At 51.7% G+C, this 22724-nt stretch carries 22 protein-coding genes; 12 read left to right on the top strand and 10 right to left on the bottom strand.

Annotation, left to right across the window (positions count from 1 at the left end; all coding sequences use genetic code 11):
• Positions 1–37: 37 nt before the first annotated feature.
• Positions 38–682 (top strand): small multi-drug export protein, encoded by a 645-nt coding sequence (locus FTO68_RS02820; RefSeq protein WP_255331852.1) that lies wholly within the window; start codon positions 38–40, stop codon positions 680–682.
• Here the strand turns inward: FTO68_RS02820 and FTO68_RS02815 are convergent.
• Together FTO68_RS02815 and FTO68_RS02810 are read right to left on the bottom strand one after the other, a co-directional pair.
• Positions 677–3082, bottom strand: a complete 2406-nt coding sequence (locus FTO68_RS02815; RefSeq protein ID WP_255331851.1) for a DNA-directed DNA polymerase — start codon at positions 3080–3082, stop codon at positions 677–679. The genes FTO68_RS02820 and FTO68_RS02815 overlap by 6 nt on opposite strands.
• Positions 3075–3941, bottom strand: coding sequence for a malate dehydrogenase (locus tag FTO68_RS02810; RefSeq protein WP_255331850.1), 867 nt, complete (start codon positions 3939–3941; stop codon positions 3075–3077). The genes FTO68_RS02815 and FTO68_RS02810 overlap by 8 nt, the downstream gene beginning before the upstream one ends.
• Positions 3942–3994: 53 nt before the next feature.
• On the opposite strand from FTO68_RS02810, the gene FTO68_RS02805 reads away from it, so the two are divergent.
• Together FTO68_RS02805 and FTO68_RS02800 are read left to right on the top strand one after the other, a co-directional pair.
• Positions 3995–4882: a dihydroorotate dehydrogenase gene (locus tag FTO68_RS02805; protein WP_255331849.1), complete on the top strand. Its 888-nt coding sequence runs from the start codon at positions 3995–3997 to the stop codon at positions 4880–4882.
• Positions 4875–5642: a dihydroorotate dehydrogenase electron transfer subunit gene (locus tag FTO68_RS02800; RefSeq protein ID WP_255331848.1), complete on the top strand. Its 768-nt coding sequence runs from the start codon at positions 4875–4877 to the stop codon at positions 5640–5642. Before FTO68_RS02805 ends, FTO68_RS02800 begins: the two co-directional genes overlap by 8 nt.
• A gap of 2 nt (positions 5643–5644) precedes the next feature.
• On the opposite strand, the gene mobA is transcribed toward FTO68_RS02800, so the two are convergent.
• The 3 genes from mobA to FTO68_RS02785 are packed head-to-tail and all read right to left on the bottom strand — an operon-like array spanning position 5645 to position 8712.
• The gene (gene mobA / locus FTO68_RS02795) at positions 5645–6244 is read right to left on the bottom strand and encodes a molybdenum cofactor guanylyltransferase (protein ID WP_255331847.1); all 600 of its coding nucleotides are present in this window, start codon (positions 6242–6244) and stop codon (positions 5645–5647) included.
• Between the two features lie 27 nt (positions 6245–6271).
• Complete coding sequence (locus tag FTO68_RS02790; protein ID WP_255331846.1) at positions 6272–6724, bottom strand: methylated-DNA--[protein]-cysteine S-methyltransferase; 453 nt, start codon at positions 6722–6724, stop codon at positions 6272–6274.
• Positions 6715–8712, bottom strand: a complete 1998-nt coding sequence (locus FTO68_RS02785; protein WP_255331845.1) for an ATP-dependent DNA helicase — start codon at positions 8710–8712, stop codon at positions 6715–6717. The genes FTO68_RS02790 and FTO68_RS02785 overlap by 10 nt, the downstream gene beginning before the upstream one ends.
• A gap of 211 nt (positions 8713–8923) precedes the next feature.
• Between FTO68_RS02785 and FTO68_RS02780 the strand changes: the two genes are divergently transcribed.
• Together FTO68_RS02780 and purB are read left to right on the top strand one after the other, a co-directional pair.
• A complete protein-coding gene (locus tag FTO68_RS02780) occupies positions 8924–10357 on the top strand; it encodes a DHA2 family efflux MFS transporter permease subunit (protein WP_255331844.1) in 1434 nt (477 codons plus the stop codon).
• Between the two features lie 87 nt (positions 10358–10444).
• On the top strand, positions 10445–11785 hold the full coding sequence (purB, locus tag FTO68_RS02775) for an adenylosuccinate lyase (protein ID WP_255331843.1): 1341 nt from the start codon (positions 10445–10447) through the stop codon (positions 11783–11785).
• A 24-nt stretch (positions 11786–11809) separates the two neighbouring features.
• Here purB and FTO68_RS02770 read toward each other — a convergent pair whose 3' ends face one another.
• The 5 genes from FTO68_RS02770 to FTO68_RS02750 form a co-directional block, all read right to left on the bottom strand.
• Positions 11810–12220, bottom strand: a complete 411-nt coding sequence (locus FTO68_RS02770) for a nuclear transport factor 2 family protein (RefSeq protein ID WP_255331842.1) — start codon at positions 12218–12220, stop codon at positions 11810–11812.
• A 90-nt stretch (positions 12221–12310) separates the two neighbouring features.
• The gene (locus FTO68_RS02765) at positions 12311–13465 is read right to left on the bottom strand and encodes an ABC transporter permease (RefSeq protein WP_255331841.1); all 1155 of its coding nucleotides are present in this window, start codon (positions 13463–13465) and stop codon (positions 12311–12313) included.
• A gap of 11 nt (positions 13466–13476) precedes the next feature.
• Positions 13477–14145: an ABC transporter ATP-binding protein gene (locus FTO68_RS02760; protein WP_255331840.1), complete on the bottom strand. Its 669-nt coding sequence runs from the start codon at positions 14143–14145 to the stop codon at positions 13477–13479.
• A gap of 95 nt (positions 14146–14240) precedes the next feature.
• Positions 14241–14435, bottom strand: coding sequence for a helix-turn-helix transcriptional regulator (locus FTO68_RS02755; RefSeq protein ID WP_255331839.1), 195 nt, complete (start codon positions 14433–14435; stop codon positions 14241–14243).
• The gene (locus FTO68_RS02750; protein WP_255331838.1) at positions 14428–14826 is read right to left on the bottom strand and encodes a DUF2178 domain-containing protein; all 399 of its coding nucleotides are present in this window, start codon (positions 14824–14826) and stop codon (positions 14428–14430) included. The genes FTO68_RS02755 and FTO68_RS02750 overlap by 8 nt, the downstream gene beginning before the upstream one ends.
• Positions 14827–14993: 167 nt before the next feature.
• Between FTO68_RS02750 and FTO68_RS02745 the strand changes: the two genes are divergently transcribed.
• From FTO68_RS02745 to FTO68_RS02715, 7 genes are read left to right on the top strand one after another with little or no spacing between them, the layout of a single operon-like run.
• Positions 14994–15200, top strand: coding sequence for a hypothetical protein (locus FTO68_RS02745; protein WP_255331837.1), 207 nt, complete (start codon positions 14994–14996; stop codon positions 15198–15200).
• A gap of 54 nt (positions 15201–15254) precedes the next feature.
• Entirely contained in the window at positions 15255–16271 is a 1017-nt protein-coding gene (locus FTO68_RS02740; protein ID WP_255331836.1) for an asparagine synthase C-terminal domain-containing protein, read from the top strand.
• On the top strand, positions 16261–16530 hold the full coding sequence (gene gatC, locus FTO68_RS02735) for an Asp-tRNA(Asn)/Glu-tRNA(Gln) amidotransferase subunit GatC (RefSeq protein WP_255331835.1): 270 nt from the start codon (positions 16261–16263) through the stop codon (positions 16528–16530). Before FTO68_RS02740 ends, gatC begins: the two co-directional genes overlap by 11 nt.
• A gap of 1 nt (position 16531) precedes the next feature.
• Complete coding sequence (gene gatA / locus FTO68_RS02730) at positions 16532–17830, top strand: Asp-tRNA(Asn)/Glu-tRNA(Gln) amidotransferase subunit GatA (protein ID WP_255331834.1); 1299 nt, start codon at positions 16532–16534, stop codon at positions 17828–17830.
• Positions 17827–19239, top strand: a complete 1413-nt coding sequence (gene gatB, locus FTO68_RS02725; protein WP_255331833.1) for an Asp-tRNA(Asn)/Glu-tRNA(Gln) amidotransferase subunit GatB — start codon at positions 17827–17829, stop codon at positions 19237–19239. Before gatA ends, gatB begins: the two co-directional genes overlap by 4 nt.
• A gap of 17 nt (positions 19240–19256) precedes the next feature.
• Positions 19257–22046: a DNA topoisomerase I gene (locus tag FTO68_RS02720; RefSeq protein ID WP_255331832.1), complete on the top strand. Its 2790-nt coding sequence runs from the start codon at positions 19257–19259 to the stop codon at positions 22044–22046.
• Entirely contained in the window at positions 22043–22723 is a 681-nt protein-coding gene (locus FTO68_RS02715; protein ID WP_255331831.1) for a phosphoglycerol geranylgeranyltransferase, read from the top strand. Before FTO68_RS02720 ends, FTO68_RS02715 begins: the two co-directional genes overlap by 4 nt.
• The last annotated feature ends 1 nt before the right edge of the window (position 22724 follow it).

Here is a 22724-nt window from a genome sequence, read left to right as displayed (position 1 = left end):
TAAACACCTTTATTTTCACCCCCTCCCAATTCTGATTGTGGATATCCAGGATGACTATCCCCTGATCGGGATTGTAGTACCATTTCTTCTGATTCTAATCTATATTGCAATCTCGTCAGTATTTCTCCCCCCGATCCTCATTGTCGCCCTCCTTTCGGTGATTGCTGCCTATCTTGCAACTCCGATAGGCAGGTGGATCATCCCGGTTGCAATTGTAGCCGGGCTTCCCTGGTGGTATGCGGGCGTCACCATTTTTCTGCTTGATCTCGCCGGGGCCCTCTTCATGGCCTGGAATTTTGAATATCTCTTTGCCATCCCGAAGATAGGGCCATATATGCGACAGCTCATTGTAGATGTGGAGTATTTAATCAAAGAGAATCCCTGGATGAGGCGGTTTACTTCAGCCACCCTTCTCCTCTATGTGACTCTCCCGATACAGGGTGCCGGTACCCTGATGGGTTCAGTGATCGGCAGGCTGATAGGCATGGATTCCTGGAAAGTTTTCTGGATCATGGTTGCCGGATCAGCAATCGGATCATGTGGGATGGCACTGGGAGCGGATACGCTCAGGATATTTTTGATTGGAAATATCGCAACAGGGATTACAATACTCCTTATCTCTCTCTTCTCTGCCTTCTTTGCCTACCTCTCATACCGGGCGCTGCGGAGGCGGAGGCTATGAGATCCCAAACATGGCAAGCGTTGTGTTCTGTGGATCGATATCCGACCAATTCCATCCAAGGCCTTCAATGATTCTTGATATCGGGCCTTTTACAGTCTTCTCAAGCATCGTCTCCCAGTCGATGACGAACTCAGCCGGCACCTGATCAGGATATTCAAAACAGAGTACATCGGTCTTTGGGTAGGTCCTTGTTACATTCCTGATATACACCCGCTTTGGTTTGCTGCCCTTCTTAAAATCGGTCTTCAGGTAGGTATTCGAGTAGATTGCACCCCGTATATGGGCATCTTTTGTATCATAATCTTCGAGATGCTTGCCGATACCGCCGGGGATTCCTGCATCCTCAAGCGAGCATCGACCTGCACGGTAATGCCTGATCACCTCGCCGAGATATTCTTTCACAGAATCGAACCCGGCTCCCTGGAGGATCATCTCCATTACTGTCTTCTGGACGATCTTAGTGATCTGCGGGGAATCCGATCTCCGCATCTCAAAACCGACGATATCGATCTGGTCAACAATTGATCCCTCTTTCCACACAAGGTGGCCTGCATATCGTTTCTTCCTGCCTGCCTGAAAAAACCGGCGATAGACTTTCTCGAATTTTATCGAGAAGTAATGGGTATCGGCGTTTAACACTTCATGAGCAAAGGCAGAAAAACTCTCATTCAGCTCTTTTTCAATCTGCCGGGCGACCTCTATAGTTTTATCCAGATCTGTGACCGGAAGCTCCACGAAACAGGAGTCGGTATCCCCATATAGTACAAAGTATCCTTTTCTGTCGATAATATCCCGTGTATGCTGGATGATCGCCCTCCCGACCGAGGTAACAGCAGATCCGATCTCCCTGTCATAGAGCCGGAACCGGGCATATCCGGAGACACCGTAGTAGGTGTTCATGATCACCTTCAGCACATTCTGCTGGAGATCATAGAGGATGTACTCATCCGATCCATATTCGTAGGTATTCCTGATCCGTTTCTTCTCATCCCGCTCGGTGAGCAGCTCCGAGATGATACTCCTGGTAAGCCCGTCTGGTGAACGACTGAACCGGATCCCGTTTGGAGCTGTGATCTCACCAGTTGGATCTTTTGTCTCGGGAGAGGCATTCAGGGTCATCATCGCCATCGGGTAGAGGGATTTCAGATCCAGTACTACAACATTCTCCCGGACTCCGGTTGCCGGTTCAAAGACCGTTGCCCCTTCGAACTCATCACCGGTAGCATTGCCCTTCGATGGCAGGACAAATGTGCCTGAGGCTTTTCTCAGGATATAGATATCTATAACGTTTGATGAGTTCAGGGTTCGATCGAGTGGACATCCGACATAGCGTGCAATCTCCTGGTAGAACCTGACAATTGTATTTTTTGCATCAATCCCGACACAGAGCTCTACATCCTTGTAATTATATTCGATCAGCTTGACCGGGTCCATCTTCCAGAGATCAAAGACAGTCCCGGTGTACCTGACCTTCCGCTCACCGAGCTCATCTTCTGCAATCGCATCAAGCCGGTACGATTCCTTCTGCGATCCCTGCATCTTCTTGTAGGCAGTCAAAAGATCGAAGACTACCCTCCCACGGATCGCATTCCTGTCGGTCTGGCCCGGCAGGCGGGAGAGATCAGCCGGGTTCAGCCCGAGTGTTGTCATCCTCTTTGTGATATACGGGATATCGAAATCGAGGATATTCCACCCGCTGAGGATATCCGGGTTCGTCTCCCTGATATATGCCATAAAGGCCGCAAGCATTGATCTCTCGTTATCATACGAGCAGATCGTATGCATATCCTCGGAGAAACAGCCGTTTGCATACCCGCCATGCTGTACTTCCCCCTCAGGTGATGTTTTGGCATCCGGTGATGTCAGGAGGAACGTTGTGTACCGGGATTCAAAGGAATCATAGCAGGTGATACAGAAGATCGGCTGCTTTTCCGGCTCAGGAAAACCATCAGAATCATCACATTCAATATCGAGGAAACAGACACGGGCAGGTGCATCCACTTCGGCGGGACGCACCTTCGTATATTCAACAGTAGTCCCGCCTACACTCACTCCGCCAGTCACCCCGCAGTCGATCATGAACCGCGTGGCAAAGGGGATATCTGCCTCGAAGTGGTGATAGCGTTCACGAACATCCCTGACATCACCCGGCCGCCTGGTATAGAGCCGGACAACCTCTTCACCCTTGATCGTCTTCGAGTGGATTGAAGAGACTTCGATGGTATCAGGATGATGCTCACGGGATGCCTCTGCTGCTGGCACATAGAAATAGGGGCGGAAGCCGGTCACATCGATTGAGACCGCCTCACCATCCCTTTTCCTCCCGAAGATATGGATCAGGGGGCCGCCGGGGGCATTGCTATATTCAACCTGTATGACTGCTATCTCAAGATCAGACATCAAGCCTCCGGCACAGTGATTGCAGAAACGCTCCCGCCTCATCCAGATGCTCTCTCTCCCATGCATCAAGCGGCCACTCACCAATCATCTTTGCACCATCTGATGATACAGAAACCGGGACTCCCATTGCACAGTTTTGGAATCCGTACTCACCATCAAGGGAGAGCGAAGCGGTGATCGTCTCTCTCTTCTCACCTTTCAGCATCCTGATGAGATCGATGATATGTGATGCGGGTCCAAAGGCGGTTCCACCTTTTCCCGAGATGATCTCCATGCTCGAGCCACGGAGTTCTGAGAGGATCTCCTCACGCTCTGAAGGCAATATATCTCTACCCAGATGTGAGAAGAGAGGAACCTGGTGCTCCCCATGCTCGCCAAGGACATAGGCAGCCTCCTCAATCCCGCGCCCTTCCAGCGCAACCTCAAACCGACGGGAATCAAGCTGTCCGCCGAAACCGATGCAGTCTTCACGCGGCATCCCGAGCTTCTTCTGGAAATAATAGCAGAAGATATCCATTGGGTTTGATACAACAATCAGCTTTCCTTCAAAACTTTTTAGGTGCTGTATACATTCCTGTGCAACCGGAAGATTTGCATCAAAGAGATCGGCTCTTGTCTTAATAGAGGGATTTCTCGGTGATCCTGCTGCAAAGATGCAGATATCTGCATCACGGATCCTGGCCGTTTCTGTAGAGATCGGGATCTCTATGTTTGTATGGAGGAGATCGAGGGCCTGGGCGCGGAGAAGTGGCTTGTAGATATCTGCCAGAATGAGTTCATCGATGATACCGAGGGTGGCGGCTGCAAAGGCACATTCCCCCCCGATCCGCCCGACGCCAAGCACTGCTAGGCTCGTCATAATACTGGTACTATGGGGTATGCTCATTATTAAACAGCACCAATTCCCTCTGGATGATTACATTACAGAAGGAGCTGGTTCATGTCGGGGGGGTAACACTCGATAACCATCTTATCCTTGCAGCCGGTGTCCTTGGAACAACCGGAGCATCGCTCTTTCGGATGCTTCGCCAGGGTGCCGGGGGTGTGGTTACCAAATCAATAGGTCCAAACCCAAAAGAGGGTCATGCAGGCCCCTGTCTGGTTCCTCTTGAAAGGGGGCTGCTGAATGCAATGGGTCTCCCAAATCCCTCAAAAAATTTCCTGCAGGAACTAGAGCCCCTTGCTGGAAAACCGGTTGTTGTCAGTATCTTCGGTGGGAAGCCTGACGAATTCCGGACTGTTGCCTCCTGGTTTGAAGGGGTTGCAGCCGGGTATGAACTGAACCTCTCCTGTCCGCATGCGGAAGGGTATGGCGCTGCCATCGGATCCGATCCCGCAATGGTCCGTGCCTGCACCGAGGAGGTGGCGGCATTTGGGATGCCGACGTGGGTGAAACTGACACCGAATGTCACGGATATCGGTACTATCGGGCGGGCTGCGGAAGAAGGGGGTGCAACAGCGCTTGTTGCGATCAATACCGTCCGGGCGATGCGGATCGCAATCGATCTCAGGCGTCCGGTGCTTGGGAACCGGTTTGGCGGCTTATCCGGGGCGATGATCTTCCCGATTGCGCTTAGATGCGTATATGATCTCTATGAGGCGTGTTCGATCCCGATCATCGGATGTGGCGGCGTCTCCTCTGCTGCGGATGTTATCGAGATGATGATGGCAGGTGCCTCGGCTGTTCAGATCGGATCTGCCGTCTATGATGACAGCTCAGTCTTTGGCAGCATCGCAGATGTACTGTACTCGACAGACGGGGTTTCTGCCTCCGGGATAGTGGGGTGTGCGCATGAGTGACGGGATGCCGGTTGTGGTGACGGTGGTTGAAGTCATGGATGAGACTCCGACTGTGAAAACGCTCAGATTTGATCGGAAATTTACGATTCTGCCCGGACAGTTCTGCATGGTCTGGGTGCCGGGGATTGATGAAGTACCGATGGGCTTCTCTTCGCCGGATATGATCACTGTCCAGAGGGTGGGGGAGGCAACACAGGCTCTCATTTCGCTTTCAATAGGATCGAAAATTGGCATCCGGGGCCCCCTTGGAAATGGCTTCTCACCGCAGGGGCGGGTTCTTGCGATTGCAGGAGGTGTCGGTGTCGCACCGCTCTATCCGCTTGCTGTGAATGGATCAGTTGATACCTTCATTCTGGGTGCAAGAACAGAAGCAGAGCTCATTTTTGCAGATTCGCTTATGGATCTAACCGATCTGAAGATTGCAACCGATGACGGAACCGCCGGGCACCATGGCTTTGTCACCGGGGTGCTGGACGAACAGATCGATCTCCTCTCCTATGATACCATCTGCGTCTGCGGCCCTGAGATGATGATGAAAGGGATTCTGAATCGGCTTTCAGATGCCGGGATTGCAGATCGCGGGCAGTTCTCGCTTCACCGGTATATGAAATGCGGTGTCGGGGTATGCGGATCCTGTGCAATGGATCCGGATGGACTATGTGTCTGTCGGGATGGTCCGGTCTTCACCGGAGATCAGATCATCAATTCAGAATTCGGATCATATGCACGAGATGCAAGCGGGCAGAGAAAACGGGTCTGATATCAATTGGATCCGTTTATTGCTTTTAAATCTGAGAGATCATTGATATTGGTAAAGGATTTGAGATTCGGGTCGATCTTTTTAATCTCCTGAATTGTAACAAATCTGGTCGTGATACTCCGGATCATCTCCCGGAGAGAGTACGAGGAGTGGGTGGCAATATACCTTTTTAGTGCTTCCCTTCGATAGACGGCATGCAGGGGTTCGTACATCTCATCATTCCAGTAGGGAACTGCGGCATCTGCATCATTGATTGAGTTGAAGAGTAAGTCTACAACACCGGATTTAATACAGGGCATGTCACATGCAGTAATAAAAATGAGATCACCTTCAGCCTCTTCGACACCTGCAATGATCCCGCCAAGGGGGCCGATTCCGCGTATCTTATCGCTACAGATTTTGATGCCCTGAATATCCTGAAACCTGTTGCATTGCTCCTCGTCACGGGCGATAATAATAATCTCGTCGGTAACGTGTGAGAGAGCTGAGATCAGATGCGAAAGAAATGATTTTCCTCCATATGTAAAGAAATATTTCTCCATCCCACCTGATCGCCGTGCCTCTCCACCAACAAGGATCAATGCGGTTCTCTTCTCATTCATGTCGAATAACTGATTTTATATGCTTCCCTAAGCCTTAAGCCTGTTCTTTTTTATCCGTCTTTCAAGCCCAAGCAGGTCTTCCTTGATCCTGATGTCCGGTGTAAAGCCCCCGATATCCTTCTCACCAACGACACGATGGCATGGGATCACAAGCGGTGTCGGGTTCCTCCTGAGCGCCCCGCCGACAACCCGCGGGTGGGTACCTGCTGCTGCTGCTACCTCCCCATATGTCATCATCTCCCCATAAGGAATACCTCTCACAACCCGGTAGATTACAGCAGATGTCGACTCCCCTTCATCTGCCGGGGACAAAAGATCCAGGAGATCATATCGTCTGCCGGCGAGGTATTCGGTGATCATCGGATGAAGCCCGTCATCTCCATCAGAATGTCCAAACCAGACCCGATAGACATACTGCTCGTCCCAGGCAGCTGATACCGGCCAGAGTCCGAACCTGCCTGTTCCTTCCTTTATTGCCATTTTGAGAGCACCCCGGGTATCATATCTGCGGTGATGGCTGTCATCTCCTCCTGCATCCAGGGCGGGAGGCCGCTTTTCACCTCTGGTTCGAGAAACCTGCTGTCACCAAGGATGAGCACCCCGCGATCATCCGGTGTCCTGAGCACGCGGCCAAGCGCCTGGGCTGCCTTATTGATGGCGGGGAGTGTATAGGCGATGAATTCCCCATCTTTCCCAAACTTCCGTTTAAAATACTGGATGCTCATTGCCCTCACCTGGGTATACGGGGCAAGCGGGAGGCCGACAACCATTGCTCCTGAGAGGAGTTCGCCCCGATAATCGAGCCCCTCGCTCCATTTGCCGCCGCAGACAGCAAACAGGATGCCTGACCGTTTCTTTGCGGGAAGGCCGAGGAACTCGGTGAGCAGCTCGGTCGCCTCACCCGCATCACGCGGCTCCACAAAGACCTTCTTCTTTCTGATTTTGCACCGGCCTGCATACTCACTCATGATCTGGTACGAAGGGAAGTACACTGCGAGGTTACCGGCAACCTCTGCAAATGCAGTGATCGTTTTTACTGTCCGCTCGATATTGCCTGCATCCTGCCTCATACGAAAGGCGGTCGTGATATCCCCTGATGTGAGGAGCAGGCGGTTCTTTTGTGGAAATGCATTTGGTATTGAGAGGGTGGATACATCCATATCCTCAAAATAGTATTGCCTGAAGCTGTTTATAGGGGAGAGCGTACCGCTGATGAAGATGCATGCATGATGAGATTGTGCGATATTCCTGAGTTTTCCTGCGGGGTCTATATTCCTGACCTCAAGGATCACCGAGTCCTCCTCTTTCCGGAAGACGGTCAGGTATGCAGGATCGGTTGCCGAGCAGTGTATCCGGTAGAGGAACTCACAGAGCCGTTCAATGGATGTCTCCTTGAACTCCCCTGTCTGGAGACTCTTTTCACGTTCGGTATCACTGATCGCGATTATATCCTCTACTATTGCCGCCATTGTGGGGTAGAGGGAACCTTTCGTTAATATACGGTCGAAGATTGCAGGGTCGAACCAGTCTTCAGTCTCGTTTGATCGGCGGAGGCCGTCCATGAAGTCACGAATCCTCGGCAGCACATGCCTGACAGCTTCGGCCCCCTTTACCTTCGACTTAAGCGAAGAGAGTTCATGGGATGCCTGCTGGATATCGCGCTCCTGAAGGGAGACACTCTGGATTCCCTGCACCACATCTCCCACATTGTGTCCTTCGTCCACGAGCAGTATGATATCCTGCGGTTCGACATTCAGCGAGACGAGCAGTTGCTCCCTGATATCGTCGTGAAAGAGGTGGTGGTAGTTGACAATGACGACATCTGCATGTTTTGCCGAGGTCATCATCAGGTCATAGGGGCAGAGGCTACCGGCATATGCATGGAGATTATCGGGGTTCACAACATTCAGCGAAGCCTTCTCTGCTTTTCTCCGGATCTCCTGTGATGGCACCAGCCTGAACCCTTCATCTCCTTCCAAAAAGATCCTGCTGTTCACGAAATATGGACATATGAGCGGGTGATCACGGTCCTGCCGCTTGATCTGCCGGAGGATTTCGGGATCCTTTGCAGGCACAAGCGATCCCTTCATTGCCCGTTCACGCATCAGGGCGCTCGAGAAGTTCTTCACCCCTTCACATTGCCGGTACACATCCCCAACCCCGCCGAGCGGGCACATGCTCCGCTTGCCGATCAGGTACGTGAACTTCAGACCCGGCTTCTTTCTCCTGATCAGATCAAGTTCCCTGATGAAGGTGTTCAGCTGGCTGATCGTCCTGACAGCAACAAGAATGGTTCTTCCCTTTGACTCTGCAAGGAGTGCGGAGATGACACTTGATTTCCCACTGCCTGTCGGTGCATCGATCAGGAGTGTCCCGCCGTTTCTGGCTGTATCTGCCGCGGCATTCAGCATCTTCTCCTGGTGAGGGCGGTAATGTGTGTAGGGGAACCAGTCGTTTATGGAGCTCATATACGTTATTTCCGGGGGAATTGTGTTTGACTCTTCTGTATGAATGTGTCTGTCTGCAGATTATTAAGTCCTGATGATTGTGCAGTTGTATTTTCTGAATAGTGTGAGTGAATGCTTTCCTTTCTCTCCTTTACTTTTCTGTGATTCGGGTACTGAATTGTCCGATTACAGATACGAATAATTATCAGGTACTATGGTTATCTCTCTTATTATGCGAAGATCCTCCAGACTCAGTCGTCGTGATCTCCTGATTGTCTTTGTTATTGCGCTTGGATCATTCATGGCAGGTCTTGATGGCACGATCGTCAATATTGCCCTTCCCTCAATTGCCGGGGCATTCGATGCTTCAGCTGTTGCTGCCTCATGGGTTCTTACCGCTTATCTAATCGTCCTCGTTTCACTGCTTCTTGCCGCCTCGCGTCTTGGGGACATTGCAGGTTATAAGAAGGTCTTCATCTCAGGGTTCTGTATCTTTACGATCGGATCGGCATGCTGTGCCCTTTCTCCTTCTATTGAACTGTTGATCCTCTCCCGTCTGCTTCAGGCAGCCGGTGGTGCGACCATCGCCGCACTCGGATCGGTGATGGTCATTACCTCTGTACCGGCATCTGCAAGGGGGGCAGCACTTGGTATTGTTGCGATGTTCACGATGATGGGAGCTGCATTGGGGCCGGTTGCCGGTGGATACCTCACCTCTCTCTTCTCATGGAACGCGATCTTCTTTGTAAACATACCCATCGGAATCGTAGCGGTGCTTCTTGGAATAAAAATTATTCCTGCGGTTCACCCTCCTTCACCTGAAGGCCGGCTCGATCTTTTCGGTGTCCTCCTGATCTTTCTGGCCCTCTCCACGCTTATCGGCGCACTTACCTCTATCCAGGATGCACGGAGTGTTGCCGGTTTTCTCCTCCTTCTTATATCTGCGTTTAGTTGGCTCCTATTCATTATTCATGAGAGAAAATCCTCTGAACCTCTCATCGATCTCTCCATATTCAGGAACAGATCATTCTCACTTCAGAATGTCTGCATACTCCTGCTCCAGATGGTAATGGCAGGGGTCCTTGTCATTATGCCATTCTACCTTGAGCTTGTCAGGGGAATTTCAACAGATAATGCAGGTTTGATCATCATTGCTCTTCCTCTGGGTATGATAGTATCTGCCCCGATTGCCGGGAAGATAGCAGATGCGATTGGAACACGGCGGCCAATCATTGGTGGATTTGCAGTATCACTCCTTTCTCTCTTCCTCCTTACCAGAATAGGAGCAGAGACCGGTCTTCCCGATATCTGGATCTCACTCTTCATCCTCGGTATCGGGACAGGCTCCGCATATGCTCCATTGAATAGCGCCATCATGAGTGTTGTCCCCGATAAGGATAGGAGCGCCTCCTCAGGCCTTATCAAGATGATGACGAACCTCGGCAATTCGCTCGGGGTTGCCGGGGTTATGCTGGTTGCCACACTGGCTGCAGGACCGAAGATCGCTGAGGTGTCGGCAAAGGAACTCCCGCCTGCTGCGCTTGTCGGGGCTTTTCAGGTGACGTTCTTCTGCTGCATGGTACTCCTGCTTATTGGAATGGTTCTGATGGCGGGTGTTCAAAGCAGCCGAGTTGTGAAAGGGGATGAGGTGCCGATCGGCTTCTGATCGTATCTCCTTTTCTTCTCCTCCTGTTCTTCTTTAAAATAACAGGCATGGATCGGTTTAATCCTGCCAAAGATCCAACATAGATCTATGGCGATCCACCCGATAGACTTCAGGTACGGCACGACCGAGATGCGCCGCATCTGGAGTGAAGAGGCAAGATTTAATGCAATAATCAGGGCCGAAGTGGCGCTTGCAGCAGCAGAGGCTGAGATCGGCCTTATCCCGATGGAATCGGCAGAGGCGATCGCCGCCGCGGCACCGAAGGCATCGCTCCGCCGGGCAAATGAGATTGAAGCTGAGATCAACCACGATATGATGGCTGTTGTCAAAGCGCTGGCTGAGGTTTCCGGCCCTGCCGGGCGCTGGGTGCATTATGGGGCAACCTCCAATGATATACTGGATACGGCAACCGCTCTTCAGATCAAAGATGCCCTCGACTGCATCGAAGAGAAGCTGAAGATACTACTCCGGGTTCTCATTGAGAGGAGCACTGCCACCAAGACACTTGTCTGTGCAGGCAGGACACATGGCCAGATCGGTGTTCCGACAACCTACGGGCTCCGCTTTGCCATATGGGCAAGCGAGATCGGCCGCCATATCATCAGGCTCCGCGAGATCCGCCCACGTGTCGTTGTGGGACAGATGACAGGCGCTGTCGGGACACAGGCTGCCTTTGGCGAGGACGGGATGGAGGTACAGGCGGCGATGATGCGGCACCTCGGGATCGGCTCTGTCGATGTATCGAACCAGGTGGTTTCCCGGGATCGGTTTGCTGAATACTTCTTTTTGCTTGCCAACATCGCAACCACCCTCGATAAGATTGGTATTGAAATCCGCTCCCTCCAGCGGACAGAGATTGCCGAGGTTGAAGAGGCATTTGCAAAGAAGCAGGTTGGATCAAGCACGATGCCGCATAAGAGAAACCCTATCAAGAGCGAACAGGTCGGGGGTCTTGCCAGAGTGATCAGGTCAGCTGTTGAGCCGGCCCTCTTAAATAACACACTGTGGGATGAACGCGATCTTACAAATTCTTCGTGTGAACGGGTAATCTTTCCAGAAGCAACGATCCTCTGCGATCACTGCCTGAAGGTGATGGCGCAGGCCCTTGAAGGACTGATCATTAAGGAAGAGAATGTGGCAAAGAACCTTGATCTGCTTCATGGCATCAACCTTGCCGAGTCTGTGATGATTGAACTAACGAGACGCGGGATGGATCGGCAGGCAGCACACGAGGTGATCAGGGCAAACAGCATGAAGGCGCTTGAAGAGAAGAGGTCTCTTGCTGAGATCCTCTCGGAGATCCCTGAGGTGACCGGTTTGATCTCCTCTGCTGAGATCGAAGATGCACTCCTGCCGAAACGCTATATCGGCACTTCGGTACAACAGGTGGAACGGGTGATAAAGAAACTCGCCCCCCTTACCTCATAATTTCCTCATCATCCGACTCAGTGATCAGGCTGAAAACGACTTCCCTGCAGCCTGACCCGCGGCCGGCTCTGAGATATGTATCTGCACAATCTCCCAACGATGGCCGGTTCCCCTCAGCACCATCGTAAGGCGGGAGGGGATCTCTCTTCCATCTGCTGTGAAGGTTATATCTCCTATCACCCAGGCGATTGTGCCTTCCGCTTTTATGGTGTAGTCTGTTATCCGGACAAAGAGGCTCTCCACTTCTTCAAAATCACGTTGAAGCTGTCTCTCCATCTCCTCTCTGTTTCTGACAATTTCATCAGCACCTGTTCCAAATCCCATCATATCAACGGCAGTTATGGAGAGGATCCCCTCACAATCCTTCTGTGAGTACATGTCGACAAAGGTGTCCAGCAACCCCTGTATCTGGTCTTCAGTCTGTCTGCTGAGCATTGAAGAACATTGGTGAGATGGGTTGATAAGGTAGGATGGTGGTCTGGTGTGGAATAAAAAATAGGATTGGGATCACCCCGTCCCTCTCACCTAATCATTCGAAAGCGCATCAATCGGGTTCATCTGGGCTGCACGGTGTGCCGGGTATACCCCTGCAGCGATGCAGATGGCGATTCCGATGCACATCCCATATATGATCGTGAAGACAGTATTCAGGGTCATCAGATATTTGATATCCTGCATGATGAGCAGGATGAGGAGTCCCCCTCCGATCAGGCTCATTACCCCTCCGCAGATAGAACCAATCAGGCCAAGGATCGTTGCTTCGTAGAGGAACATCTTGCTGATATCGCCTTTCTGGGTACCAATACTCCGTAAAATCCCTATCTCCTTGATACGTTCATTCACCGAAATGAGCATCACATTCAGGATGCTGACTGCTGCGACAAGGAGGGAGATGCCTCCTATTGCTATTACAAAGAGGGATATCTGTCCGATTGCATCCTGGATGGATGAGATCATAGCTCTGAAGTCCATGATATTTACGACATCTTCCCTTCGGTTCAGCCTCGCCTCTATCTGATCCTTGATGCGGTCGATCTCGTCTAAGTCTTCGACAGTGATGACAACCTGATCGTATTTCCCTCTTCCCCCATACTTGGACTCATACCACCGTTCTGACCCTATGACAGCGTTATCAGTCTGGATTCCTCCGGAGAATCCGGTATTTTCGAGGATGCCGACAACCCGTAACCGCTGCTCACGGCTTCCGATGCCGATGGTGATGAAGTTCCCTTCTTTAAGATTATACTGGCGGGCAAGACTCTGGCCGATCATCACACCTTCTGTTCCCGAGACATACCTTCCGGATACAAGGGTTGTTATCGAAGGAAGTTCTGCCGGATCAACACCGTACATCGAGACATACCTGCGGTTATCGCCCACCTTGATCTGGTCATAGGTGTTGTAGAAGGCGATTGTCGGGTGTCTCCCTGTAATTAACTTGATCTGCCTGATATCCTTCTCCTCAATCCCGGCTTTCTGCTCTCCTGTCGAGGGGCCAGCAGGGGTGATGATGATCGAGTTGCCCATATTCATAAGCTCATCAGAAACCGATTGTTCAAGAGCACCGCCAAGCATCCCCATCGAGGTGATCGCGACAACCCCGATGATAATACCAATTGCTGCCAGAATTGATCTGAAGAGATGAAGCCTGACATTTCTTTTTGCCAGCTCAAATGTCATTCCCGGGCGGATCACTGGATCACCCCGTCCCTGATGGTTATGATGCGGTCTGCAAAGGATGCAATCTCATCAGAGTGCGTGACCATTACAATCGTCTTCCCCTGGCCGTTTAGATCGGTCAGGATATCCATGATCTGCTGACCGGTCTTTGAGTCGAGATTGCCGGTTGGTTCGTCACAGAGGAGGATTCGTGGATCGTTTGCAAGAGCACGGGCTATCGCCACCCGTTGCTGCTGCCCCCCCGAAAGCTGATTGGGTGTGTGATGAATATGCCCGCCGTCAAGGCCGACAAGCCGAAGGAGCTCGGCAGGCCTTCCGGTTGAATCCCGTGCACCTGTCTTAAGGATGAGTGGATACTCGACATTCTCAAATGCTGTCAGAAGCGGGATTAAGTTGAATTTCTGGAAGATGAAACCGATTGCATCCCGCCTCAGGTCTGTCATCTCACTATCCGGGAGCTCACGGGTGTTTTTTCCTTCAATGAACAGGTTTCCGCTTGTCGGCTGGTCAAGGCACCCGATCTGGTTTAAGAGGGTTGTCTTCCCTGATCCGGATGCACCCATGATAGCTACGAAATCACCGACTCCAATATCGAGGGTGACTCCGTTGAGGGCATATACATCTCCCGCTTCCATTTGGTAGATTCGTTTGACATCTTCAAGCCGGATACATTTCTCCATTATCTTCTCCAGATCTCATGCAGGATGCCTGAGTGATGTAAAATATATTGTACATTTTGTTATATATGATTATGTGGCTCTACCTTGCCTGCGCCCTATTTGTCATATAAAAAGATCTCATCGACCAATACCCCGAAATATCGGCTGATCTTGAAAGCCAGTTCCAGCGAAGGATCATATTTTCCCTTCTCGATAGCGAGTATCGTCTGCCTGGTGACCCCAAGTGCAGTGGCTAACTCTTCCTGTGTCAGATTATGGGCGATCCGATACTGCCTGATGCTATTATTCATCTCCGGTTACTCCATATTTCCGGGAATAATACAGCCAGAATAGAATATAGATCGCCATGATAAGTACTATATTCTGCATGAGTGCGTACCCCCAGACAAGAAGGTTCGATGCACCGGCATAGTACCCGATACTGAGGATAAATAATGAGAAGAGGAGAAGGATCAGGACTGATGTCTCAAGTGTCCTGACAGAGGTCTTCTCATAGATTGCCACCAGGCGCTCATCGATGATGATATTCAGGCGCTTCCATATCCAGAAGAGGAAGAGCGCAAGAGTAAGGAGAATAAAAATAAGCAGTTCGATGTTGCCTGATGAGGCAGCTATCCAGATGCCTCCTGCCAGCAGGATAGCACAGAATGCCACTGCTGCTTTTGAAACGATCTGATTCATCCTTCATGTAGTTGAGATCATCCTTCTAATAATAGATACTGAAGCGGTAGCGGCTTTGTTACATTATGTAACGTTTGAATCGCCAGTCTGTTACATAATGTAACACATTTTAATCTGTCTGTTACAATATGTAACTTATTTCTCTTATGAGCCCAAATATAAGATTCATGTCACGTGTGGTCAGGATTGCAGATGATGCCTATGATTGTGCAATCAGATATGGTTCATCCCTGAGCGAGGGGATCCGGGTGATGGATGCACTCATTCATGAACTGCGACTGAAGGGCGATACAGTATTTGATCAAAAGGCAATCGAGCGTATGATCAGATCTGCGGTCCGGGATGAGATCGAGGCGGCAGTCTACCGTGGATAAGAGCTATAATCATTCCGGTATGATGATGAGGAGCATGATACCGGAGTGACCACGATGAATGCAGCACTATCGATCCGAGGATGGGTGGAAGAGGATGGAGTAGTCCTGACAGATGGCGAGATCCAATCTATCCTTGACGATGAGCCAAAAAGGGCGTGCCGTTTTGGAGGAGAGTTTGCCATCGAGTACGGAGCATACCGGCTCCGGGATCACCTCGGTGTGGTATCCGGGACTATCCCTCCCGGTACGCTGCAGAAAAACAAAGAGACAATCTGCCATATCATTCCCGATCCACCGGAGATACCGCTTGAAGATGCACTCCAAAAAGCAGTCCTCCTCAGAAAAGGCAGGCGGAGTGTAGTAGCCCTCTCCGGGGGCGTCGACTCCTCCCTCATCGCAGCAATTGCAGAACTCCCCTGTATCGTGGTTGGTATCCCCGGATCACATGATCTGAAACGGGCTGTGGAGGTTGCAGACGCAATCGGCTGTGAACTGACAACAGTAGTCATCGATCCTTCCGAGGTGGAGTCAGTACTCCGGCGGATAATCCCTCTGCTCCCATCGGCACATCCGGTTGATGTCTCCATCGCCGCAACAGCCTTCTTCCTCTGCCGGGCAGCAGCCGATCACGGATATGATCGGATCATCTCCGGGCAGGGTGCTGATGAGCTCTTCTGCGGCTATACGCGGTACCTTGACAGCTGCGATCTCAAAGCAGACAGAACCGCAGATATCGCCGACCTTCCAAGGCAGCTTGCACGGGATCAGGCGGTAGCCGGGCTTTTTCATGTCCACCTTTCGCTCCCATATCTTGACACCAGGGTGGTGCGCGCCGCCGATAAGATTCCGGTTGAGGAGATGATCAGGTCAGGTACCAGAAAATTCCCCTTCCGTCAGGTAGCTTCTGCATATCTGCCTGAGGATATCGCATGGTACGAGAAGAAGGCGATGCAGTACGGCAGTGGTGTCTGGAAGGTGATCCGGGATCGTGCTCGGGAAAGAGGTTTTAAAAGGGCAGTACAAGGGTACATAAATTATCTGCAGGATGGTAAGGTAGAGCATGGTTACTAAAGAGGATGTTGCGCATATCGCCACAATCGCTGATATCGGCGTCGATGATTCAGAACTGGAACTTTTTACCGGCCAGTTCAATGCAATACTTGAATATTTTGGCGTACTCGATTCTGTTGAGGGAGGAGCCGATGCAGTCCATAGCCGGACGAATGTGTTCCGCGAAGATCTGGTTAAACCTTCACTTTTAAATGATGAAGTACTGATGAATGCACAAGATCCGGAAGATGGGTTTATACGCGCTCCACGGGTGATCTGAGATGGGATCGACATTCACGTTCGATCACGATGACCCAAATAATGCCTTCATTACCATATGCCGTCAGGCTGACTATGGCGACGGCCCCCTCTCCGGCATCCCGGTTGCAGTCAAGGACAATATCTCGACAGCAGGAATAGAGACTACCTGCGGCTCAAAGATTCTCAAAGGATATATCCCGCCATATGATGGCCACGCCATCACCCTGCTTCGGTCTGCAGGTGCAGCTATCATTGGGAAAACCAATATGGATGAGTTCGGTATGGGTACCACCACCGAAAACTCTGCATATGGACCAACAAGAAATCCCGCTGATCCAACACGGGCGCCAGGAGGCTCATCCGGGGGATCGGCCGCTGCTGTTGCATCCGGGCTTGTGCGGATGGCACTTGGCACCGATACCGGCGGCTCGATCCGCTGTCCCGCTTCCTTCTGCGGAATCGTCGGCCTGAAACCAAGCTATGGCCGCGTCTCCCGGTACGGGCTGATTGCGTATGCAAACTCTCTTGAGCAGATCGGGCCGCTGGCTCAAAATGTCAGGGACTGCGCTCTGCTCTATTCAGTGATTGCAGGTTATGATCCTCGCGATGGAACAAGCCTTGAATTGCCTCCGCCAGCCCCACTGAAACCGGAGATTGCCGGGAAACGGATCGGGGTTCCTACGGAATTCTTTGGTGAGGGTGTCGATTTGGATGTGGCATCTGTCGTGCGATCAGGGATTAGCCGGCTGGAAGACCTGGGAGCTGAAATTATCCCCTGCTCCATGCCGAGCATGCGGTATGCACTCGCTGCGTACTATGTCACCTCAATGAGCGAGGCGAGTTCAAACCTTGGCAGATATGACGGGGTACGGTATGGCACTGCACCTGATTCCTTCCGCTCCTGGCATGATGCATATTCACAGATCCGAAAAAGCGGTTTTGGCGAGGAGGTACGTAGGAGAATCCTCCTCGGTAGTTTTGCACTCTCGGCAGGGTATCAGGGGAAGTACTATGCCAAAGCCCAGGCAGCACGCCGGATGGTGCGTGATGATTTTGCCCGCCTCTTCCGGACGGTCGATATGCTCGCAGGCCCGACGATGCCCTGTGTCGCCTTCCGCCTTGGCGAGACGAGCGATCCGCTCTCCATGTACCTGGCTGATATTCTGACAGTCCCGGCAAACCTCGCCGGTGTCCCAGCACTCTCGGTTCCCTGTGGAACTGCGCATAATCTTCCTGTCGGCCTCCAGCTGATTGGAAAGCACTATGCAGAAGATGAGATTCTTTCAGCCGCTCTTGCCTTTGAGGAGGGCTCTGCATGACCGTCATCATCGGCCTTGAGATCCACTGCCAGCTCAATACGAAGACGAAACTCTTCTGCGGTTGCTCAACCGATTACCGGGATGACGGGCCAAACACCCACGTATGTCCGGTCTGCCTCGGCCTGCCAGGAACGCTGCCGGTGACAAACAAGCAGGCGGTAATCTATGCACTCAGGGTGGCAAAGGCCCTTCACTGTGAGGTTCCTGCATTCTCTGAGTTTGCCAGGAAGAACTACTTCTATCCCGATCTCCCAAAAGCATTCCAGATCACCCAGTATGATAAGCCTCTTGCACTCGGCGGTTATATCGAGATCGAAGCGGAGGGGGGTGGCGAGAAGCGGATCGAGCTCACCAGGATCCACATGGAGGAGGATCCCGGCAGACTCGTTCATAAAGGCAGCGGCGATCGCGGCCGCTACACACTGGTAGATTACAACAGATCCGGAGTCCCTTTAATCGAGATTGTGACTGAGCCACAGCTCTCCTCACCAAAGGAGGCACGGAGATTTTTGAATAAGCTTCGGGCAACACTCGAATATCTTGGTATTTACGACTCCGAGCGGGAGGGTTCTCTCCGGGTTGACGCTAACATCTCCATCAAGGGATATGAACGGGTTGAAGTGAAGAATATCACCAGCTACAAAGGTGTTGAGAAGGCCCTCACCTTTGAGATCACCCGCCAGAAAGGGATGATCCGGAGAAATGCTCAAATCGTCCGTGAAACACGGCATTACCAGGAGGCACGCGGTGTCACTACCTCTGCCCGTTCAAAGGAGATGGAGCATGATTACCGGTACTTCCCGGAGCCCGATCTCGCTCCGCTTGAGGTCAGCTCATGGGTTGAAGAGATAGCACTTCCTGAACTGCCCGATGCACGGCGGGACCGGTTCATGCAGCAGTACGGGATCTCCCAAAATCATGCGCGAACCCTGACCGGGGATCTGAAGCTTGCCGAGTTCTTTGAGGAGGTCACCTCCGGCATGCCGGAGATCGCAGCCCCATGGACAGCCGATATTCTTCTCGGAGAGTTGAATTACCGTGATATGCCTGTGACAAAGGTGCCCAATCTCCACTACAGGGCTCTCCTTGAAGAAGTGAAAAAGGGTTCAGTCACCGATACTTCTGCAGTGGAGGTTCTCAGGCTCATACTGAACCAGGTTATGGAGGGTCAGGCTCCAGAGATGCCCGGCGTGATCATCGCCCGTCTGGGACTTTCAAAAGAGGAAGGCGAATCATTTGTTGAGGTTGTTGCCTCTGTTCTCAAAGAAAACGAAGCCGCAGTTGCCGATCACCGGTCTGGAAAGGCTGGTGCAATCAACTTCCTTGTCGGTCAGGTTATGAAGGCGACACGAGGCCGGGCAGATCCAAAGGAGATTGCCAGAATTATCGGTGATCTTCTCAAGGATTAAATGAGGGCGTGTTTTCTGTGCATCTGATAATAGCTGAGAAGAATATCGCTGCCAGGCGGATTGCTGAGATACTCGGGGGTAAAGAGAAGCTCTCAACAAAAAAGGATGGCTCTGTCTTTGTCTATGAGTTTGGGGATACCAGGGTCATGGGACTGCGGGGCCATGTTGTTGAGGTTGATTTTGAGCCTGGATATGATAACTGGCGGAGTGTAACCCACCCTCCCCGCTCACTCATTGAAGCTGGAATCATCAAGAGGGCTACTGAGGCGAAACTGGTCTCTCTCCTTCAGAAAGCTGCACGGAGATCAGATAAAGTAACAATTGCCACTGACTATGATACTGAGGGAGAACTCATTGGAAAAGAAGCCTATGAGCTTGTACGCGCTGTAAACAAAACCGTTCCCATAGATCGCGCCCACTTCTCGGCGATCACGCCTGAAGAGATCAACAGGGCCTTTGCAGAGACAAAACCCCTTGATTTTAATCTTGCCGCAGCCGGAGAGACCCGCCAGATTGTGGATCTTGTCTGGGGCGCTTCACTCACCCGTTTTATTTCGATTGCAGCGAAACGCGGTGGCGGCAATATCCTCTCGGTCGGTCGTGTGCAGAGCCCGACACTGGCGATGATTGTTGATCGGGAACGCGAAATCGAGGCGTTTATCCCTGAACCATACTGGATGATAAGGCTCGACACTGAGAAGGGAGGATGTGAGATCGAGGCTCGCCATACCCATGGAAGGTTCAAAGAGAAGGCTGATGCACAGGCATCTGTTGCTGCATCGATCCCACCCCTCACCGTCACTGAGGTGATTGAAGGGGAGAAGAATGATCGTGCACCTTCACCCCTTGATACGACGACTCTGATCGTTGCAGCCGGCAGGCTTGGATACTCTGCTGCAAACGCGATGCGGATTGCTGAAGATCTCTATATGAACGGATACATCTCATATCCGAGGACAGACAACACCGTCTATTCAAAGAGCCTCAACCTGAAAGGTATCGTCCAGGATCTCTCACATGGGGTCTTTGCCGAAGACGGGAAATGGGTGCTTGGCAATATGAGGGCAAAACCCACCAGAGGGAAGAAAGAAACTACCGATCACCCTCCGATCCACCCCACAAGTTATGGCAGCCCGGAAAAGATTGGTGAAGGAGCATGGAAGCTCTATGAATTCATCGTCAGGCGGTTCTTTGCTACCCTCTCGCCTGATGCGAAATGGAAGACGATGAAGGTGAACCTGAGCGCTGGCACAGAACCTTATACTACAACAGGCAGTACGCTGATAGTTCCAGGATACAGGAGCATATACCCGTATTCTGATGCAAAAGAGCTCAACCTCCCGGAGTTGTCTGTTGGCATGATCCTTCCAATCAATGCTGTGCACCTTGATGAGAAAGAGACAAAACCACCTGCCCGCTATACCCAGAGTCGCTTAATTCAGAGGATGGAAGAGCTTGGGCTTGGGACAAAAAGCACCCGGCATGAGGTGATCCAGAAACTTATCGGCAGGAAGTACATTGAGGGCAACCCGCTCCGCCCGACACTTGTCGGACGAGCAGTCACAAATACGCTCTCAACCTATGCCGATACGATCACGAAGCCAGAGATGACGAGATCGCTTGAAGACCATATGAACCAGATCAAGGATGGTCAGAAGCAGTCCGCGAATGTCCTTGCAGAATCACGGGATATGCTCAACTGCGTCTTCAACCAGCTTGAGGCAAACGAGCAGCATATTGGATCAGATATTATGGAGATGACGGTCGAGGAGTCGATCGTCGGACCCTGCCCGGTCTGCGGACATTCCCTCCGGATACGGAGGATGGGGTCATCCCAGTTCATCGGATGTATGCACTACCCGGACTGTACTTTTAATATCAGTCTTCCTCCGGGCACCTGGGGTGGTGCGGTCAGGACGAAGGAGGTCTGCCCTGTCCACTCGCTCCATCATATAAGCCTCGTCCGGAAAGGTGCCCGTCCCTGGGATCTTGGTTGCCCTCTCTGTTCTCATATCGCCTCAAATAAAGAGGCCCTTGGAATGATCCCTGAGTGCAGTGAGGATTTGATTTCAACCCTCCATACGCATCACATGTATTCGATAACAGACATCATTGGGGAAAATGCTGATGATCTCGCAAAGATTCTTGGAATATCCCGGAAGAAAGCAGAATCTCTCCAGCAGAGCGCAGAGGGGGTTATTGCCTGCCTGAAGCGAAGGACAGAGATGAAGAAGTTCATCCGCACCCATATCACTCCGAGGAGGGGGAGGAGCCCGGTGAAGGTTGCAAATACGCTTATTGAAGCGGGAGTTGGCGATATCACCGCTCTTGGAAAGGCTGATAGTGCTCTTCTGAAAGAAGCAGGTGTTGTAGGTGAAGAGGCAGAGACGCTCATCAGTGAGGCAAAGAAAGAGAGCGACTCGAGGATTCTGCGCGATCTGGGTATTCCAGCAGCATCCCTGAAAAAGTACCTGGCAGCGGGGATTACTGCCCCCGAGGACTTTATAAGGACGCATCCTGCCGGGATCTCCATTGCATCAGGCGTTACTATCGAAACAGTGATCAAACATGTGTCACTGATCACTGACTATTATTCTCTGAAAAGCCCTGGTAAGATCACCAATGCCGCTTTCCGGAAAGGACGATCTGATCTTCTGGAATTGCCAGGCGTGGGGGAGGCGACACTCAGAAAACTTGCGGATTCTGGTATCTATGACCGGAAATCCCTTCTGGCGGCAGAAGATGCTGTTCCTGGTATCTCTGAAGAGGTGCTGGCTACACTAAAAAAAGAGGCGGCAAAAGCATGAACTGGAAGAAATGGGTTCATATAACAAAATTAGATCCCGATCGTCAGCTGGATCGGGATGCAATCGAGACGGTGGCAACGAGCGGTACCGACGCACTGATGCTCTCCGGTACACTGGATGTCACTCCTGAGAAGCTGGCTGTCCTGTACGATTGTGTGCGTGATTATAACCTTCCTATCGTTGTCGAACCGGCAGAACCCGGTGGTGCGCGGTTTGATGGCATGGATCTCGTCTTTGTTCCGAGCGTTCTGAATGCTTCCCATCCCCGCTGGATCGTTGGTCAGCACCAGCGCTGGATCCGGGACTACCCGATTGACTGGTCCCGTGTCGTACCTGAGGCATATATTGTTTTAAACCCTGCCTCATCAGTTGCCAGGGTAACAGGATCGGACTGCACGCTCCAGCCTGCCGATGTGGCAGCATATGCATCTGTTGCAGAGCGATACTTCAGATTCCCTGTTGTCTATATCGAGTATTCCGGCACGTATGGGGATCCGGCGGTTGTACAGGCTGTTTCTGAAGTAGTCAGCGATGCCCGCCTCTTCTATGGTGGCGGGATCAACAGTGCCGAGCGTGCTGCTGAGATGAGCGGGTATGCAGATACCATCATTGTTGGAAATGCAGTGTACGAGGCTGGGATCGAGGCATTGACCGCAACTGTCAGGGCGGTCCGGTAAA

This window comes from Methanocalculus taiwanensis (genome assembly GCF_024372745.1).
Taxonomy (GTDB): Archaea; Halobacteriota; Methanomicrobia; order Methanomicrobiales; family Methanocorpusculaceae; genus Methanocalculus; species Methanocalculus taiwanensis.
This window is presented reverse-complemented; position numbering and strand designations above follow the sequence as displayed.